At 61.8% G+C, this 17,083-nt stretch carries 19 protein-coding genes; 6 read left to right on the forward strand and 13 right to left on the reverse strand.

Features of this window, described 5'->3' with window-relative positions; all coding sequences use genetic code 11:
- Position 1 precedes the first annotated feature (1 nt).
- The 7 genes from MFF34_RS01810 to prlC form a co-directional block, all read right to left on the reverse strand.
- The gene (locus MFF34_RS01810) at positions 2-394 is read right to left on the reverse strand and encodes a TrbC/VirB2 family protein (protein ID WP_186679219.1); all 393 of its coding nucleotides are present in this window, start codon (positions 392-394) and stop codon (positions 2-4) included.
- Between the two features lie 14 nt (positions 395-408).
- The gene (gene trbB, locus MFF34_RS01815) at positions 409-1,359 is read right to left on the reverse strand and encodes a P-type conjugative transfer ATPase TrbB (protein WP_308445328.1); all 951 of its coding nucleotides are present in this window, start codon (positions 1,357-1,359) and stop codon (positions 409-411) included.
- Between the two features lie 569 nt (positions 1,360-1,928).
- Positions 1,929-2,987, reverse strand: coding sequence for a PA0069 family radical SAM protein (locus MFF34_RS01820; protein ID WP_238209842.1), 1,059 nt, complete (start codon positions 2,985-2,987; stop codon positions 1,929-1,931).
- Positions 2,988-3,052: 65 nt separating this feature from the next.
- A complete protein-coding gene (locus MFF34_RS01825; RefSeq protein WP_238209843.1) occupies positions 3,053-5,044 on the reverse strand; it encodes a M3 family metallopeptidase in 1,992 nt (663 codons plus the stop codon).
- 110 nt (positions 5,045-5,154) lie between these two features.
- Positions 5,155-7,152 (reverse strand): M3 family metallopeptidase, encoded by a 1,998-nt coding sequence (locus tag MFF34_RS01830; protein ID WP_238209845.1) that lies wholly within the window; start codon positions 7,150-7,152, stop codon positions 5,155-5,157.
- 97 nt (positions 7,153-7,249) lie between these two features.
- A complete protein-coding gene (locus MFF34_RS01835; RefSeq protein ID WP_027592019.1) occupies positions 7,250-7,531 on the reverse strand; it encodes a YheV family putative zinc ribbon protein in 282 nt (93 codons plus the stop codon).
- Positions 7,528-9,579, reverse strand: a complete 2,052-nt coding sequence (gene prlC, locus MFF34_RS01840) for an oligopeptidase A (protein ID WP_238209848.1) — start codon at positions 9,577-9,579, stop codon at positions 7,528-7,530. The genes MFF34_RS01835 and prlC overlap by 4 nt, the downstream gene beginning before the upstream one ends.
- Before the next feature lie 102 nt (positions 9,580-9,681).
- Between prlC and MFF34_RS01845 the strand changes: the two genes are divergently transcribed.
- Positions 9,682-10,230 (forward strand): gamma carbonic anhydrase family protein, encoded by a 549-nt coding sequence (locus MFF34_RS01845; RefSeq protein WP_238209850.1) that lies wholly within the window; start codon positions 9,682-9,684, stop codon positions 10,228-10,230.
- 19 nt (positions 10,231-10,249) lie between these two features.
- Positions 10,250-10,900, forward strand: a complete 651-nt coding sequence (locus tag MFF34_RS01850; RefSeq protein ID WP_238209852.1) for an HAD family hydrolase — start codon at positions 10,250-10,252, stop codon at positions 10,898-10,900.
- Positions 10,901-11,036: 136 nt separating this feature from the next.
- Here the strand turns inward: MFF34_RS01850 and MFF34_RS01855 are convergent, their stop codons facing one another.
- Positions 11,037-12,128, reverse strand: coding sequence for an aminopeptidase (locus MFF34_RS01855; protein ID WP_238209861.1), 1,092 nt, complete (start codon positions 12,126-12,128; stop codon positions 11,037-11,039).
- A gap of 67 nt (positions 12,129-12,195) precedes the next feature.
- Between MFF34_RS01855 and MFF34_RS01860 the strand changes: the two genes are divergently transcribed.
- Both MFF34_RS01860 and MFF34_RS01865 read left to right on the forward strand, forming a co-directional pair.
- Positions 12,196-12,609 (forward strand): hypothetical protein, encoded by a 414-nt coding sequence (locus MFF34_RS01860; protein WP_238209863.1) that lies wholly within the window; start codon positions 12,196-12,198, stop codon positions 12,607-12,609.
- A 55-nt stretch (positions 12,610-12,664) separates the two neighbouring features.
- The gene (locus MFF34_RS01865; RefSeq protein ID WP_099452524.1) at positions 12,665-13,078 is read left to right on the forward strand and encodes a hypothetical protein; all 414 of its coding nucleotides are present in this window, start codon (positions 12,665-12,667) and stop codon (positions 13,076-13,078) included.
- Between the two features lie 85 nt (positions 13,079-13,163).
- Here MFF34_RS01865 and MFF34_RS01870 read toward each other — a convergent pair whose 3' ends face one another.
- Positions 13,164-13,397 (reverse strand): DUF1161 domain-containing protein, encoded by a 234-nt coding sequence (locus MFF34_RS01870; protein WP_238209871.1) that lies wholly within the window; start codon positions 13,395-13,397, stop codon positions 13,164-13,166.
- Positions 13,398-13,470: 73 nt separating this feature from the next.
- A complete protein-coding gene (locus MFF34_RS01875; protein WP_027592027.1) occupies positions 13,471-13,896 on the reverse strand; it encodes an OsmC family protein in 426 nt (141 codons plus the stop codon).
- Positions 13,897-14,066: 170 nt separating this feature from the next.
- Between MFF34_RS01875 and MFF34_RS01880 the strand changes: the two genes are divergently transcribed.
- Positions 14,067-15,071: an LLM class flavin-dependent oxidoreductase gene (locus MFF34_RS01880; RefSeq protein ID WP_238209873.1), complete on the forward strand. Its 1,005-nt coding sequence runs from the start codon at positions 14,067-14,069 to the stop codon at positions 15,069-15,071.
- Positions 15,072-15,136: 65 nt separating this feature from the next.
- Here the strand turns inward: MFF34_RS01880 and MFF34_RS01885 are convergent, their stop codons facing one another.
- Positions 15,137-15,358, reverse strand: coding sequence for a DUF1161 domain-containing protein (locus tag MFF34_RS01885; protein WP_027592029.1), 222 nt, complete (start codon positions 15,356-15,358; stop codon positions 15,137-15,139).
- A gap of 101 nt (positions 15,359-15,459) precedes the next feature.
- Positions 15,460-15,675: a dodecin gene (locus tag MFF34_RS01890; RefSeq protein ID WP_065864677.1), complete on the reverse strand. Its 216-nt coding sequence runs from the start codon at positions 15,673-15,675 to the stop codon at positions 15,460-15,462.
- 149 nt (positions 15,676-15,824) lie between these two features.
- Between MFF34_RS01890 and MFF34_RS01895 the strand changes: the two genes are divergently transcribed.
- Entirely contained in the window at positions 15,825-16,148 is a 324-nt protein-coding gene (locus tag MFF34_RS01895) for a YqjD family protein (RefSeq protein ID WP_027592031.1), read from the forward strand.
- On the opposite strand, the gene MFF34_RS01900 is transcribed toward MFF34_RS01895, so the two are convergent.
- Complete coding sequence (locus tag MFF34_RS01900) at positions 16,145-17,041, reverse strand: LysR family transcriptional regulator (RefSeq protein WP_238209875.1); 897 nt, start codon at positions 17,039-17,041, stop codon at positions 16,145-16,147. The genes MFF34_RS01895 and MFF34_RS01900 overlap by 4 nt on opposite strands.
- Positions 17,042-17,083: the final 42 nt, after the last annotated feature.

Genomic DNA, 17,083 nt, shown 5'->3' on the forward strand with positions numbered 1-17,083 from the left:
TTCAGACCTGACCCTGTACCAGGCTGTGCTGAGGCAGCAGCTGTGCCAGCTCGGCGCTGGAGGTGAAGAAGCTCTGCATGATGTTGTTGGCACCCACGATCAGCGCCATTACCAGCACGAGGAAGATCAGGCTACGGAAGAAACCGTTGAGGTCGCCGCCGAAGATCAGCACGCCACCGGCTACCACGATGCCAATGATCGACAGGGCAAACGCTACCGGGCCGGTCACCGATTTACGCAGGTTTTCCAGCCAGCTTTCATAGGGCAAGCCGCCGCCGGTGCCAGCCGCAAAGGCATTCTCCGGCGCAACCATCACCGCCAGCAGCAGGAAGCTGAAAGCCAGGTAGCCAAACGTTTGGGCATTGAAACGGAACAGCGAAGTGTTGGCGTGCATGTGCAGTGTTTTCCTTAAAGATTGCGCATGGTGTAGCGGCCGTTGTCGTACCCGGAAACCTCGAGGATTTCCTGAATGCGGCGGCCTTCTGGGGTTCTGGCGATGGAGATGACGACGTGAACCGCTTCGCCAATTAGCGGTTCGATTTCGGCCGGGGCCGATTTATTGCGGGAAACCAGGGATTTGAGGCGGGTCAGCCCCTCGCTGGCGCTGTTGGCGTGCAACGTCGCCGCGCCGCCAGGGTGGCCGGTGTTCCAGGCATCGATCAGGTCGAGCGCTTCTTCACCGCGCACCTCGCCCACCAGGATGCGATCTGGGCGCATGCGCAGGGAGGTCTTGAGCAAGTGGGTCATGCTCACATCGACGGTGGTGTGGTACTGCACGAAGTTCTTGGCCGCGCACTGGATCTCGCCGGTGTCTTCGATGATGAAGACCCGCTCGCTAGGGAACTCCACGACCATTTCGTTGATGACGGCGTTGACCAGGGTGGTCTTGCCGGTACCGGTACCGCCGATGACCAGGATGTTGCGGTGATCGCGGATGGCGCGCTTGATGGCGTCGCACTGGATCGGGGTCATGATCCCCGATTCGACATATTGGTCCAGGGTGTAGATGGCCACCGCTTTCTTACGGATGGCAAAGGTGGCCGCACGCACCACGGGCGGCAGTTGGCCGGCGAAGCGCGAACCGTCCAGCGGCCACTCGCCCTCGAGCAACGGCTTGCTGCGGGTCACTTCCTTGCCGTGGAAGCCGGCCACAGTCTTGATGATGGACTCGGCCTGGGCCGGGCGCAGGTCGCCGATGTGCCTCATCGGCTTGCCCAACTGCTCCAGCCAGAGTTTGCCGTCGCCATTGCACATCAGCTCAACGGTCTGCGGATCGTTGAGTGCATCGATGATGAGGGGGCCGGCGTCGCGCTCCAGTTTCTTTTTGGCGCGCTCTTTCAGGCTGGCAGTTTCTGCGATTTCCACACTTGATCGTCCATGAAAATAGATACCACCCCAAGGTCTTGGGGAGGGCACTCCAAATGTTTTCTCGTGCAGTTCTTTGAACTAATGGCGAAGCGGAATGTCACCGCCCGCGAACTAACCTGCAATTGCAGAATTTGTTCGTGTTATGCGAGCCACTTCACAAGGGCGCGCAGGTTACCCGGCAACAATTACTAACGAAAGAGTCGATCTCTTACAGCTTTGTAAGCTTTCTCTTACACGCTTGGGACTAACGTCCCATTGACTAGTCAGACAGGAATGGCTGCAGGCACCGTAAAATCTGGGCTTAACAGAACATCTATATTAATTTGATATTTAAGTGCCACTATCTTTGCCAGTATTAAATGGCTCGAAAAATTTGACAGAGTTCACACTTGCACGCGACGTATTCTTGCGTAAAACGCGGCCAGGGAAAGTTGATCCAGTATGAATATAGGCTCCGCAGGCACTTCAACTTCACCGGCTCCGCTGAAGTGTCGCTGAGTAGTGGCAATTAGATGCCACTTTGATATCTAGGGTGCCACTTCGGCGTTATTGGGGGGCAGTCAGAACAGTGCCAACTGGCCACCAGGCGGGCAGAACTTCGAGCAATCGAGCGCCTGTGCTTCGCGCCCCTCGAATGCCAGTTTGCGCAAGGCTTTGGCGAACCGCTGAGCCAGCAGCTCGGCGAAAATGCCTTCGCCGCGCATGCGTGCACCAAAGCGACTGTCATACAGTTCACCGCCGCGGCTCTGGCGAATCAGGCTCAACACATGAGCCGCACGCTGGGGGTAATGGTCCTGTAACCACTGCTCGAACAGCGGCGCCACTTCCAGCGGCAGGCGCAACATCATGTAGGCAGCGCTTTGCGCACCGGCCTCCTTGGCGGCCTCCAGCAAGCGCTCCAGTTCACTGTCGTTGATCATCGGTATCATCGGCGAACACAAGACCCCCACCGGCACACCCGCCTCGCGCAGCACCCGGATCGCCCGCAGCCTCGCCTTGGGCGATGCCGCACGGGGCTCAAGCACCCGCTTGAGGTCATCGTCCAGCGTCGTCAGGCTGATCATCACCCGCACCAGCCGCTGGCTGGCCATCTCGGACAACAGGTCGAGGTCACGCAGCACCAGCGACCCTTTGGTGACGATGGTCACCGGGTGGCGGAAGCGCAGCAGCACTTCAAGCAAGCGCCGGGTCAGCAGGTGGTCACGCTCGATGGGCTGGTAAGGGTCGGTGTTCGAACCCAGGTTAATCGGTGCGCAAACATAGCCCGGTTTGCTCAACTGCTGTTCGAGCACGTCGGCGGCATTGGTCTTGGCGATCAGCTTGGTCTCGAAATCCAGGCCTGGGGACAGGTCCCAATACGCGTGCGAGGGGCGGGCATAGCAGTAGATACAACCATGCTCGCAACCTCGATAGGGGTTGATGGACCGGTCGAAGGGCAGGTCGGGCGAGGTGTTGCGGCTGATGACGGTCTTGGCGGTTTCGACCCGCACCTCGGTGCCTTGGGTCAGCGGTACTTCCTGGTACCAGCCGTCATCCTCCGCAACCGAATGGTTCGGGGCAAAGCGGTTGTGTGGGTTATGCGCCGTGCCACGGCCTTTTTGCGGTGCTGGAGGAATCATCATCCACCCCTATACTGTATCCATATACAGTATAGATGGCATGCGGTTTATTCCAGCGCCTCTGGTCAGGTCAGGCCGTACCAACGTGCATAGGCGGCGTGGCTGGGCAGGCGCCCGAGGAAGGCTTCAATGCCATCACGCAGCGGCTGCGAGGCACCGGGTTCGAACAGGGTCTCTTGCAGCGCGCGCCCCGTTTCGCGGTCGAGCAAGCCATGTGCTTCGAAACGCGTGAAGAGGTCGAAGGCATGCACGTCTGCCCATAGGTAGGCGTAAAAGCCGGCATCGTCGCCTTTGACCCAACGATCGAAAGCATGCGCGGGGCGCTCGAAATCCTCCAACGGCCAATAGCCGCACAGCTCACGGGCTTCTGCGAGTCGTCTTGCGAGGGATGTGCCATCTCGCGGGGCGCTGTGCAGGTCGAGGTCAAACAGCGCCATGCTCAGGTCTAGGCCAATAGTCTCGATGCCTTTCTGCTTGAACTGCCTCAAAAACGCCTCGGCCTGGGCCCTGCTCAACTCACTGCCATCTGCCCGAGGCGCTGCGATACTCGTCAGGTAGGGCGCGTTCCACACCCAACGCTCAAACAACCGACCGATCAGCGCAATGCCATCGGTGCCCAGTGGCGTCACCATGGACATGAAGTGGGTGGGGGTACGGACCAGCAACTGGTACAGGGCGAGGCCGAACTCGTGGTACAGCTTGCGAAGCGAGAGGTGGTCCAACAGCGGCTCAGCGCCGGCCAGTGCTGCTGGGATATCGCTATAAACCACTACCACTGCTGGCTGAAAAATGCCCTCAGCATTGATCCGTCGAGTGCGCAGGGGGTCGGTAGCGACTGAAGCGCCGTACTTGCCCTCATGCTGCACAGCGTCCAGATAGAAATACCCTACCAGCGCATGGTCCTGCCACACTTCGAATGCTTGCACGCTGCCATGCCAGGTCGGCAACTGAGTCAACCGCAGGTCGAGCGCGAACAAATGCTGTGCCAGGTCACTCAATGCCGCGACTACCGCGCTCAAGGGGAAGTGCTGGCTAAAACCCTCGCTAGGTAACCTCGCTTGCGGCTTGCTGTTCAGGTAACTCACGTCCCACGGTCGAACAGCTCCCATGCCCTGCGCAGCAGCCTGCTGCTCCAGATGCGAACGCCATTGCAGCATCGCCGGGGCCACCGCCTCTGCCAGACACTGTAGAAAAACGCGAACCTGAATGACCGAGCCTGCGCTCTTTTCCAACAGGGTCAATTCTGAGTGATTAGCCAGGCCAAGCAGGCGCGCCCTTTCGTCCCGGAGTTCGACAAGCCGCAGCAGATGGGTAGCATTGTCCTGCGCAACGTCTTCGCTCACACCAATAGTATGGATTTCATGGTAAAGGTCTTTACGCAGCGAGCGATCATGCGCGTGTTGCAGCACCGCCTCGATGATGGCCTTGTCATGACCAATCATCCAGCCCTGCACGCCAGCTTTATCGGCACGTGCCGCCAACTGGTCGCGCAGTGTTTGAGGAAGGCCGTCCAGTTCGGCCTCGCTCGTGATCAACAACCCTGGCCACGTGATGTTATCCGCGAACGACCGGCACGCTGCCGCGATCTGCGCCTCCAACTCAACCAGGCGGGCCTTGTCGGTCGCGGCTAGTGCAGCGCCTGCGGTAACGAACATGTCAAGGTGCCAACGCAAGGTTGCGCGCTTTGAAGCATCCAGGCTTACCCCATCAACGCTGCTCGCCAGGCGTGCATACAACGGTTGCAACCTGCTGTCGCCAAATCGCTGAACGTTGCGTGCACTCACCTTGCCGTGACAGTCGAAAATCGCCTTGTCCCAGCCCTTCTTACCCATGAGCGGGTAAACGGCATAACACACAGCCCACAACTGGGCATCCAACTCGTCCACCGCCAGTACCAGGTCATCCCAGGTTGGCCGTGCTTGCTGATGCTCGATAATGCGCGCGATACCTTGTTCATGCGCCAGAATCACATGCTCGACAGCCTCGAGGATGTGCTCCCGTGTTATCGAGGGGTAGTCGACGGGGATGTTGCCGCCTTGTAGGAGTGGATTGTCCATGAATACTCGCCTTACTGACTGGGTTGAGTGGGCGAGTATTCATGGCGGTCGGGCCGGCAGTGGCCTAACTATTCACCACTCCATTAGCTGCGCAAGCCTGGTTGACGCGGTTATCTGACCAGCCCGTACCACCGCAGGTAGGCGTCATGGCTGGGCAGTCGCCCGAGGAAGGCTTCGATGCCATCACGCAGGGGCTGCGAGGCACCGGGTTCGAACAGGGTCTCTTGCAGCGCGCGCCCCGTTTCGCGGTCGAGCAAGCCATGTGCTTCGAAACGCGTGAAGAGGTCGAGGGCATGCACGTCTGCCCATAGGTAGGCGTAAAAGCCGGCATCGTAGCCAGTGACCAAGTGATCAAAGGCATGCGCGGGGTGCTCGAAATCCGCCAAAGGCCAGTAGCCGCAAAGGCCGCGGGCTTGCTGCAGGCGCTGCTCAAGCGTTCTGCCATCATGGGGCGCGCCGTGCAGGTCGAGGTCGAACAGCGCCAGGCTCAGGTCGCGGCCGATTTCCTCGATGCCTTCCTGCTTGAACTGGCTCAGGTATGCCTCAGCCTGGGCCTCGCTCAGCGCACTACCATCTTCACGCTGCGCTGCGATACCCGCCAGGTAACGCGCATCCCACACCCAGCGCTCCAGCAGCTTGCCGAACAGCTCCACGCCATCACTGCCCAGCTCGGTGACATTGGACATGACCTGGTTGGTGGTGCGCACCAGCAAGTGGTGCAGGACATGGCCGAACTCGTGGTACAGCTTGCGCAGCGACAGGTGATCAAGCAACGGCTCGGCGCCCGCCAGTGCGGCGGGGATATCGCTGTTCACCACCACCACTGCGGGCTGGTAGATGCCCTCGGCATTGATGCGGCGGTTACGCACATAGGTGGTGAACACGGCGTCGGGCTGTTTGCCGACGTGTTGCACCGCGTCCAGGTAAAGCAGGCCTATATAGGCGTGGTCTTGCCAGATCTCGAAACTTTGCACGCTGTCGTCCCAGGCACCCAGCTGCCTGGGCCGCAGGTCGAGCGCAAACAGTTGCCGGGCCAGGCCAGTCAAGGCCGTGACCACTGCACTCAACGGGAAGTAATCACGAAAGGCCTCATTGGCGCTGGCGTCGCCCGCTGTGGCCTGTAGATAGCTGATGTCCCAAGGCTGAACAAGCCCCAGGTTTTGCGCAGTCGCCTGCTGCTGAAGCTTCGTGCGCCACTGCCCCATTGCCGGCTTCACTGCCGCTGCCAGGCCCTGGAGAAAATCGCCAACCTCGCTGAGCGACCCGGCGCTCTTGCTGCGCAGGCTCAGTTCGACGTGGTTGGCAGCACCCAACAGGCGGGCTTTTTCGTCCAGGCATTCGGCCAGTTGCTGTAGAGGGGTGCCGTTATCCTGCGCCATATCGGCGCTGACGCCACGGGTATGAAACGCGCGGTAAAGCCGCTCTCGCAAGGGGCGGTGGGCCGCCTGGCGCAGCACGGCCTCGGTGAACGCGCTTTCGCAGGCGACCAGCCAGCCTTGCTCGCCGGCTTCCTCAGCGCGCACCGCCAGCTCCTCACGCAGCCTGGGTGGCAGGCCACGCAGTTCGTCTTCATCATCAACCAGCAGCCCTGGCCGGTCGAGGTTGCCTAAGAACGCTTGGCGCAAGCTGCCGATCTGCGTCTGTAACTCGACCAGGCGCGCCTTGTCGGCTTCGCCGAGCGCAACGCCACTGCTGGCGAACTTGTCCAGGTGCCAACTCAGGGTGGCGCGCTGCTGCGCAACCAGGTTCATGCCATGGGCACTGCTGGCCAAGCGTGCGTAGAGTGCCTGCAGGCTGCTATTGGTGAATTTTTGATCGAAGCGTGCGACCGCTCGGGCGTAGAAGTCCATAATCGCCTCGCCCCAGCTCGGCGCCTTACCCATCAGTGGCATGACGGCATAGAGCACCGCCAGCAATTGCGCATCCAGCTCATCGACTGCCAACACCAGGTCATCCCAGGTGGGCAGCGCCTGTTGCCGTTCGATGATGCGGGCGATGCCTTGTGCGTGCGCCTGCAGCACATGATCAAATGCCGCCTGCATGTTCTGCAGGGTGATCGCGGAATAATCGACGGGGGTCTTGCTGCCTTGCAGGAGGGGATTGTCCATGACGCATCGCCTTGCTCAGTGGGGGAGCGGGCGAGCATGCCTACCTGGCAGGGCGGTAGAGGCTTGATTATCTACCACCCGGCCAGGCAGGCCGGCCTTATTCGGCCGGTTTCTTCAGCTTCGGATTGGGGAAGAACTGCACGGTCTGCACCTTGGCCGGCGCCGGCTTGGGCGCCAGGTGGTTGACCCGCGTGCCGAGCTCCGAAGGCACCGACAGCCCTTGTTCATTCAGGGTATCGGTGAAGCCGCAGGCCACGCACTCGCGGTGCGGCACGCCATCTTCGTTCCACATCATCAGCTTGTCGGGCTCGCTGCACGCCGGGCAGACCGCCCCGGCGATAAAGCGCTTCTTGGTCTTGTTCACAACTACCTCACTCATGCCGCCGCGTCCTCGCTCAGCCCGCAGTGGCGCAGCAATGCATCGATGGAAGGCTCACGGCCACGGAAGTCGACGAACAGCACCATCGGCTCACGCGAACCACCCCGCGCCAAGATCGCCTCGCGGAAGGCACGGCCGGTCTCGGCATTCAGCACGCCTTCTTCCTCGAAGCGCGAGAACGCGTCGGCCGACAGCACCTCAGCCCACTTGTAGCTGTAGTAGCCCGCGGCATAACCGCCCGCGAAGATGTGCGCGAAGCTGTTGGGGAAACGGTTGTACGCCGGTGGGCGCATCACGGTCACCTCGTCGCGCACGCCTTCGAGCACGTCCAGCACGCTGCGGCCATCGCCATGGGTGGCGTGCAGCTCGAAGTCGAACAGCGAGAATTCCAGCTGGCGCACCATCATCATGCCCGACTGGAAATTCTTCGCCGCCAGCATCTTGTCCAGCAGGTCTTGGGGCAGGGCAGCGCCCGTTTCGTAATGGCCGGAGATCAGCGCCAGGCCTTCCGGCTCCCAGCACCAGTTCTCCATGAACTGGCTCGGCAACTCGACCGCGTCCCAGGCCACGCCATTGATGCCAGACACACCGGCATGTTCGATGCGGGTCAGCAGGTGGTGCAGGCCGTGGCCGAACTCGTGGAACAGGGTAGTGACTTCATCATGGGTCAACAGCGCCGGCTTGCCGGGCGCGGCAGGGGTGAAGTTGCACACCAGGTTGGCCACCGGGCTCTGCAGCGCGCCTTCAACGGTGCGGCGACGGTCACGGGCGCCGTCCATCCACGCGCCACCGCGCTTGTTGGCGCGGGCATAGAGGTCGAAGAAGAAGCGGCCGACGTGTTGGCCGTTTTCCTTGATTTCGAACAGGCGTACATCCGGGTGCCAGCTGTCGAAGCCTTTGAGCTCGGCGATTTCGATGCCGTACAGGCGCTGAACGATGCTGAACAGGCCCGACAGCACCTTGTCGATCGGGAAGTAGGCACGCAGGGTTTCCTGCGACACGCTGTAGCGTTGCTCGCGCAGCTTCTCGCCAAAGTAACCGGCATCCCAGCTGGACAGCTGCGGGCAGCCCTGCTCGGCAGCGTAAGCCTTGAGCTGCTCCAGGTCCTGGGCAGCGAACGGCTTGGAGCGTTTGGCCAGGTCACGCAGGAAGCTCAGCACCTGGTCGCTGGACTCGGCCATCTTGGTGGCCAGGCTCAGCTCGGCATAGTTCGGGTAGCCCAGCAGCTTGGCCAGTTCCTGACGCAAGTCGAGGATTTCCTGCATCACCGGGCCATTGTCGAACTGGCCGGCATTAGGACCTTGGTCCGAGGCGCGGGTGCAGTAGGCGGCATACAGCTCTTCGCGCAGGGCGCGGTCGCTGGCGTAGGTCATCACCGCGTAATAGCTGGGGAATTCCAGGGTGATCAGCCAGCCGTCGAGGTCTTTGGCCTGGGCTGCGGCCGCCATCTGCGCCTTGGCCGAATCGGTCAGGCCGTCCAGCACGGCTTCGTCGGTGACGTGCTTGGTCCAGGCCTGGGTGGCATCGAGCAACTGGTTGGAGAACCGGCTGCCCAGCTCGCTGAGCTTGCTCTGCACTTCGGCATAGCGCTGCTGCTTGTCGGCCGGCAGGTCGATGCCCGACAGGCGGAAGTCGCGCAGGGCATGTTCGAGGATGGTCTTCTGCGCCACGTCGAAACTCGCCGCTTCCGGGCTGTTGACCAGCGCCTCGTAGGCTTCGAACAGCGCACGGTTCTGGCCCAGTTCGGTAGAGTAGGCGCTCAGCGCTGGCAGGCAAGACTCGTAGGCCTCGCGCAATTCCTTGCTGTTGCACACAGCATTGAGGTGGCTGACTGGGCTCCAGGCAGCGCCTAGGCGGTCATTCAGTTCGTCCATGGCCAGCACCAGGCCAGCCCAGGTAGGGTTCTTGCCCTGCTTTTCGAGGATATCGGCAATGGCTTTGCGGTTGTCGGCCAGGATCTCTTCGATCGCCGGCAGCACGTGTTCGGCGCGGATCGCCGAGAAGGGCGGCAGATCGTAGGGCTGCAGAAGCGGGTTGGTCGCACTCACGGTTTGGATACCTTGGCAGAAGAAACACTGGACCATCTTAATTACAATCGACGCCGACCGCAGCAGGCAGCCTGCCTATCGGCACAGATGAGAGACCCTATCATGGCCATTCGAAGCTTCCAGCAACACACTCCGATAGTTGCACCACGGGCCTTCGTCGACCGCTCGGCGGTGGTGCTGGGCGACGTGGAGATTGGCGAAGACAGCTCGGTCTGGCCATTGACTGTAGTACGCGGCGACATGCACCGCATCCGCATTGGCGCACGCACCAGCGTGCAGGACGGCAGCGTGCTGCACATCACCCATGCCGGCCCTTTCAACCCAGATGGCTTCCCGCTGATCATCGGCGATGAAGTGACCATCGGTCACAAGGTGATGCTGCATGGCTGTACCCTGGGCAACCGGATCCTGGTCGGCATGGGCAGCACCATCATGGACGGCGCCATCGTCGAGGACGAGGTGATCATCGGCGCCGGCAGCCTGGTACCGCCCGGCAAGCGCCTGGAGAGCGGCTTCCTGTATGTGGGCAGCCCGGTAAAACAAGCCCGGCCGCTAACCGACAAAGAACGCGCGTTCTTCCCCTACAGCGCCAGCAATTACGTCAAGCTCAAGGACCAGCACCTGGCCGAAGGCTACGACCAACCAGAATGACTTGAGTGGAACCGCTTACATGCACCAGCAGAACATCCTCTTCGACCTTGATGGCACCCTGACCGACCCACGGTTGGGCATCACCCGCTCCATCCAGTACGCCTTGGCCAAACTGGGCATCGATGAACCCGACCTGGCCCGCCTCGAACACTTCATCGGCCCGCCCTTGCTGCAGGCGTTCATGCAGTTCTACGGCTTTGACGAAGCCAAGGCGTGGGAGGCGGTCAATTTTTATCGCGAGCGCTTCCGCGTCACTGGCCTGTACGAAAACCAGGTGTTCGAGGGCGTACCGGAGCTGCTCGAGGCCCTCAATGGCCAAGGGCGCACACTGTATGTGGCCACGTCCAAGCCTTGGGAGTTCGCCCGCGAAATTGCTCGACACTTTGCGTTCGACCATCACTTCAAGGTGATTTATGGCAGTGAGCTGGACGGCACCCGTACCAACAAGGTCGAGTTGATTCGTCACCTGCTCGACGAGGAAGGGCTGGACCCGGCGCAAACGCTGATGATCGGTGATCGCAAGCACGACCTGATCGGGGCCCGCAGCAATGGGCTGCAGGCAGTGGCGGTGGGGTATGGGTTTGGTAGCAGGGAAGAGTTGATGGCCGAAGAACCTGCCTACCACTTTGCTACCTTGGCCGAGATGCATCAGGCCTTCATTAACGCCTGATCGTGATTGGGGCTGCTTTGCAGCCCATTCGCGGGGCAAGCCCGCTCCCACAGGTACCGCATCGCTATGAATGGCAGTGCAAAACTTGTGGGAGCGGGCTTGCCCCGCGAATGGGCCGCACAGCGGCCCCAAAATCTCATTGGGTAACCACAAACCGCGCCAACGCCGCCTTACGCGCTTCAACCGGCAACCGCCCAAGCGCCTCGACCCGCTCATAAAACCGCCCCCAATCCCCGCCAACCTCACCGAACACCGCCGAAAACGCCGGCACCCATTGGTCATACAGCCCAAACGGCAGCAGCTTGGCATTGCTCATCGGCCCATACATCCAGGCGTCATAACGCGTGTCGCCCGCCCACTGGCTATCACGCACGGCTCGGTACTCGCGCCGCAACCGCTCGAACTCCGCCTGCTTCGCCACACGCTTGTGCGCGTCATCCAGTGGCCCGGCATACATCTCCTGGAGCCGTTCACGGCTGGCCAGCACCAGCCGAATGAACTGGTCACGCTGCTGCGCCTGATCATCCTCGATCGCTGCAAGCCCACGCGCTGCGCGCCATTGCCGCGATCCCTCCTGCTCGACGAAGGTGGCAAACGATTCGTTGAACGCCGTGTCGTCCTGCACATAAAAGCGCTGATGGGCCAGCTCATGGAAAATCAACGACGCCAACCGCTCATCCCCCCAGCCAACCATCGACGACAACAACGGGTCGTCGAACCAGCCCAGGGTCGAATACGCCTCGACGCCGCCCACATACACATCCATACCCGCCTGGCGCATCAACGCCGCCGCGCCACGCGCCGCCCCCTGGCGGTAATAGCCGCGATAGGCCACGCAGCCGGCAATCGGGAAGCAATGCGTCACCGGCTGCAACGACAGTTCAGGCGTGGCGAATACATTCCATACCACGTAGGGGCGCCCCAGGTCGGCGTAAACCCGGTAGCTGCGGTTGTCCGGCAGTTTCAGCTGCTGGCTGGCGAACACCCGGGCCTGTTCGGCATGCTGTAGCCGCGCACGTAACTGCGGGCTGCTGGCCGGGTCTGCCAGCACCTTTTCCACCGGCTGACGCGCGCGCAGTAGCTGCCATTGGCCCTCTGCTAACTGGCCGTAATAGCCGACGCTGCTGCAACCGTTCAGCAGAACGGCCGCCAACACGGGAACAAAACGGGTGAAAAGGCGGTCGAGTGGCCCAGGGCCTGAGCGCTGAAAAAGAAAAAGTCGAAGCATCTGGGACTGTCTGACTCGCTCATGGCCAATTCGCTCCAAGACTATCTCGCCAGGGGGGAGTTTCGCCATGCGTCCATTGTTTGCCGCCAGCACACTCATGCTGTTGTCTGCGTGCTCAACCCTGCCGGACCCCGATCCGAACCAGGCCTGGGTCGACCTCACGCCCGTCGACGAGACGTCGCTGCACGCCGTGCAGGTGGACGAACGCGACTGGGCTGACACACGCTATTTCGAAGTTGCCCCCGGCAGCCACGAACTGACCGTGCGCTACCAGTTCCCGGTCACCCCGAGCAATATCGGCCCGGTCAACGAGCCGCTGTGGCGCGATTGCCAGCTCAACCTCACCTTCAAAGACTTCAGCGCCGGCCAGCGCTACCAGTTGCAGGCGGGCAGCATTGGCTTCCGCCCCTGGATCAAACTTTACGACCACCAGCAAAAACTGCTGGGCCAAGGCCTGCCAGCGGGCTGTCAGCGCACCTGAACCCCGCAAACGGCGCTATGCTTGTAACTTGTGAATCGCAAGTGGGAGTTTTGCCATGCGCCAGCCCATGATGCTGATCGCCCTCAGTGCACTGGGGGCTTGCGCCAGCCCCTTGCCGCCCGTCGACCCCAAGCAGGCCTGGGTCGAGCTTTCCACCATCACCCCCGGCAGAGTCCTCATGGCCGACCGCCTCGACGGTCAGCGGCTGGAAGATGGCCGTTACTTCCAGGTAACGCCTGGCAAGCACGAGCTGGTGGTGCGATTTGATTATGAGATTTACGGCGGGGGCATCATGTCCCAGCCGAGGGACCGTACCTGCTATCTGACGGTGCGCTATGACAATTTCAAAGCCGGCGAACGCTATCGCCTGGAGGCCCGGGCGCCCGTGATGGAGCCGCAGGTGCTGCTGTACGACGCCAGCCGGAAGGTGCTGGTGAACGAGCCCAGCAACGTGTTTTGCATTCCGTGACGTTGGGGGGCGCTTTGCGCCCCTTCGCGACGCAAGGCCGCTCCTACAGGTAGATGACTGTGGGAGCGGGCCCTGCATGCAGACGCTACCGGTCGTTCTTCTGGTAGATGATCTTCTTGGTGCCACCTTCGCAGCTACCCACGACCATGTTCGGGTCCTTGACCTCGCTGTTGGCCACGACTTCCAGGGTGTAGGACGTTACGCCCTGGGCCTGGATCTTGGCCTCGATCTCGGCTTTCAATTCTTCGCACGGCTTCACTGCCGCCAGCGTAGAGGTGGCGAGCAGGGAGGCCAACACGGCGATTGCTACGCGGATCATGGAACGGCTCCTGAAAGGGCAGTCGTGCTGCCATTGCTGGTTAGACTACAGCAAACCGCCCTCGTTGCGCCGCCTAGCCCACCAGCGAGGCATCCAGGCTGATGGTGGCATTGAGCACCTTCGACACCGGGCAACCGGCCTTGGCCTTGTTGGCGATTTCAAGGAACTGCGCCTCGCTCGCGCCTGGCACCTTGGCCTTCAGGATCAGGTGCACGGCAGTGATGGCAAAGCCGTCGGCCTGCTTGTCCAGCGTCACCTCGGCAATGGTATCGATGCGGTCTGCGGTCAGCCCCGCTTCACCCAACATCATCGACAGCGCCATCGAGAAGCAACCGGCATGGGCAGCGCCGATCAGCTCTTCCGGGTTGGTGCCGGGCGAGCCTTCGAAACGGGTATTGAAGCCGTACGGGTTCTGCTTGAGCGCGCCGCTTTCAGTGGAAAGCAAGCCTTTGCCGTCCTTCAGGCCGCCTTGCCAGATCGCCGATGCTGTCTTTTTCATGATGCCTCCTGGTCGCTACGTTTACATATCTTGGGGTGACATGCTTAAGGGTTCAGAGGTCGGCTACCTACGGCAAGTTCAGATCAATCTGACCGCAAGCATTGAATCCACCGAATGTGCCCATACAGAGTTCAAAAGGCCTCTGGCCAACCACGTTCAAGGAGGCTCCGATGACGCAGCTGCGTGACCTGAAAATTTCCACCCTCGACCTCGTGCCCGTGCGCGCCGATGGCGGGCCGGCGCAGTCGCTGCGTAACTCGCTGGACCTTGCACAGCACGCGGAACGCTTCGGCTACAACCGCTTCTGGGTCGCCGAGCACCACAACATGGATGGCATTGCCAGTTCCGCGACCTCGGTGTTGCTCGGCTACCTGGCGGGCGGTACCTCGACCATTCGTGTCGGTTCCGGTGGCGTGATGCTGCCCAACCACGCGCCGCTGGTGATCGCCGAACAGTTCGGCACCTTGGCCAGCCTGTACCCAGGCCGCATCGACCTGGGCCTGGGCCGCGCCCCTGGCTCCGACCAGATGACCGCCCGGGCCCTGCGCCGCGAGCGCTCCGGCAGCGCGGACGACTTCCCCGATGACGTCGAAGAGCTGTCGCGCTACCTCGGCCCGCGCACCGATGATCAAACAGTAATCGCCGTGCCAGGGCATGACACCGAGGTGCCAATGTGGCTGCTCGGCTCAAGCCTGTTCAGTGCGCAGTTGGCCGGCATGCGCGGTATGCCCTATGCGTTCGCCTCGCATTTTGCGCCGCGCTACATGCACGAAGCGATTCGCGTCTATCGCAACCATTTCAAACCCTCCACCACGCTGGACAAGCCTTATGTGATGCTCGGTATTCCGATGGTGGTGGCCGACACCGACGAGCAGGCCGAGTACCTGGCCACGTCGGTGTACCAGCGCATTCTTGCCCTGATTCGCGGGCAGAGCCTGATGCAGCGTCCGCCCGTGCCAAGCATGGATGGGCTGTGGCTACCCCACGAGCGCGATGCGGTGATGAGCTTCCTCGGCCTGGCGATGATTGGCAGCCCGCAGAAGGTGCGGGCCAACGTCGAGGTGCTGCTGGAACAGACCGGCGCGGATGAGCTGATCTTTACCTGCGACTTGTATGAGCATCCGGACCGGGTCAGGTCCTATGAACTGATGGCAGAGGCCTTGAAGACTGCGTAGCCGCGCGGTGCGGGTAACCCGCCCCACAGGCCGTGGAGGCGGGTTTGCCGCGAATGGGTCGCCGTTCAGCCGCGCCGGTAGACAATTTCCTTGGTGCCACCTTCACAGCTGCCAATCACCTTGCCCGCTGGTTCGCCTTTCTTGACGATCTCCAGCTTGTAGCCTTTTACATCCTTGGCATCCAGCTTGGCGGCGATCTCGGCCTTGAGCTCTTCACACGGCTTGCCCGCCGCCAGCGCACCACCCGCCAGTGCCATCAGGCCCGCCGCCAGAATCAGTTTCTTCATCGATCGCTTTCCTTGTACAGATGAAAATCAAAGAGGGCGCCGGCAACGGCGCCCCCTCTCTATTACCCCATCTTGCCGGCGCCAGCTAGCCCGGCACTGTTTCAGCTATTAGCAATCCTAAACCCAACCTTGAGCGTAACCTGAAAGTGCGCCGCCTTGTTGTCACGGATATGACCCCGAGTGTCGATCACTTCGAACCATTCCAGGTGCTTGATGCTCTTGCCCGCTTCGGCCAGGGCATTGTTGATCGCGTCCTCGATGCTGGTGGGCGACGACCCAACCAGTTCGATCTTCTTGTACGTGTGATGATCGGACATATGCATTCTCCTTGGATGACGGTGAAATTGAGCCTAGCAGCGCAGGCCTGGTTTACCTGCGAGCCGTCGCCAGGGATGAAAGTTCGATCGCACTTTCGCAGCGCGGTGCAGTCGCAATCCTTACAGCCCATCCGCGAAGGAGAGTCAACATGCACCGCAACTCGCTGCGTAAAACATCCCTGGAAAGCATGGAAGCCGAGATCGAAAGCCTTCTGAAATCGCTGGAAAACCTCAAACACGATGCCTCGGAGGAGTCCCAGAAGTCGGTGAAGGCAATCCGCAGCAACGCCGAGAGCGCACTCAAACATTCGCGCAGCCTGCTGAGCGACGCCTACGAGGAAGTGAAGACCCGCACTCGCCAAACCGGCATCGCCACCCGTGACTACGCTCAGGAGCACCCCATCACCACTGCCGGGGTAGCCGTGGGTGCCTTGGGCCTGCTGGCGGCATGGCTGCTGTACAAGCGCAACTAAGCGATCTGCAGCCGCAACTCCTGGCGCAGCCATTGCGCCAGTTGCTCGGCGCGCCCATCCGCGGCGCGCCGTGGCACCCACAGCGCCAGCGCGGCGTGCGTGGGTGAAAAGCCCCAAGGGGCCGCCAACCGCCCAGCCCGCAGATCATCCGCCACCAACTGCTGCGGCGCGATCGCGACCCCCAGCCCGGCCACTGCGGCCTCCAGCAAGTAGTACAGGTGTTCGAAGGCCTGGCCGAACGGCAATGCGCCCGGCTCGAGCCCGTGCTGCGCCGCCCACGCAGGCCACGCCTGCGGGCGTGAGGTGGTGTGCAGCAGCGACTCGCCCAGCAAAGCCTGGGGCGCCGCGCCGCGCAAACGCTCGAAGCCGGCGAAGTGGGGGCTGAGCACAGGCCCGATGCGTTCTTCGGCCAACACGTGCACCTGCATGTCCGCCGGCCACGGTGGCTCGGCAAACACCAGCAAGGCATCCAGGCCTGGGCGCCGCGGGTCCAGGTCGCCTTCCCCGGCAGACAGGTGCAGGCGCAGTTCCGGCAGGTCGGCCTTGAGCCGCCCGAGCCTGGGGATGAACCACCGCGCCAGTAGGCTGCCGGAACAGCCAAGGACGAACGGCGCCTCGCTGTTATCCCGGCTCAATTCGGCACACACACCCCGCAACCTGTCGAATGCCTCGCCACTGGCATCGCGCAGGCGCACGCCGGCATCTGTGAGTTTGATGCCACGGCCATCCTTGACGAACAGGGCAATGCCCAAGTGCTCTTCAAGCACTTTGATCTGCCGGCTGACCGCGCCGTGCGTCACATGCAGCGCTTCGGCCGCCTGGCTGACGCTGTTAAGCCGGGCAGTCGCCTCGAAGGCCCTAAGGGCATTGAGCGGGGGAAGGTCCTGGGCCATTGTCTTGTGAGTTTTCCTGACAGGTTTGCGCAATCTTATCGG

The organism is Pseudomonas sp. PAGU 2196, from assembly GCF_022179005.1.
Lineage (GTDB): Bacteria > Pseudomonadota > Gammaproteobacteria > Pseudomonadales > Pseudomonadaceae > Aquipseudomonas > Aquipseudomonas kermanshahensis.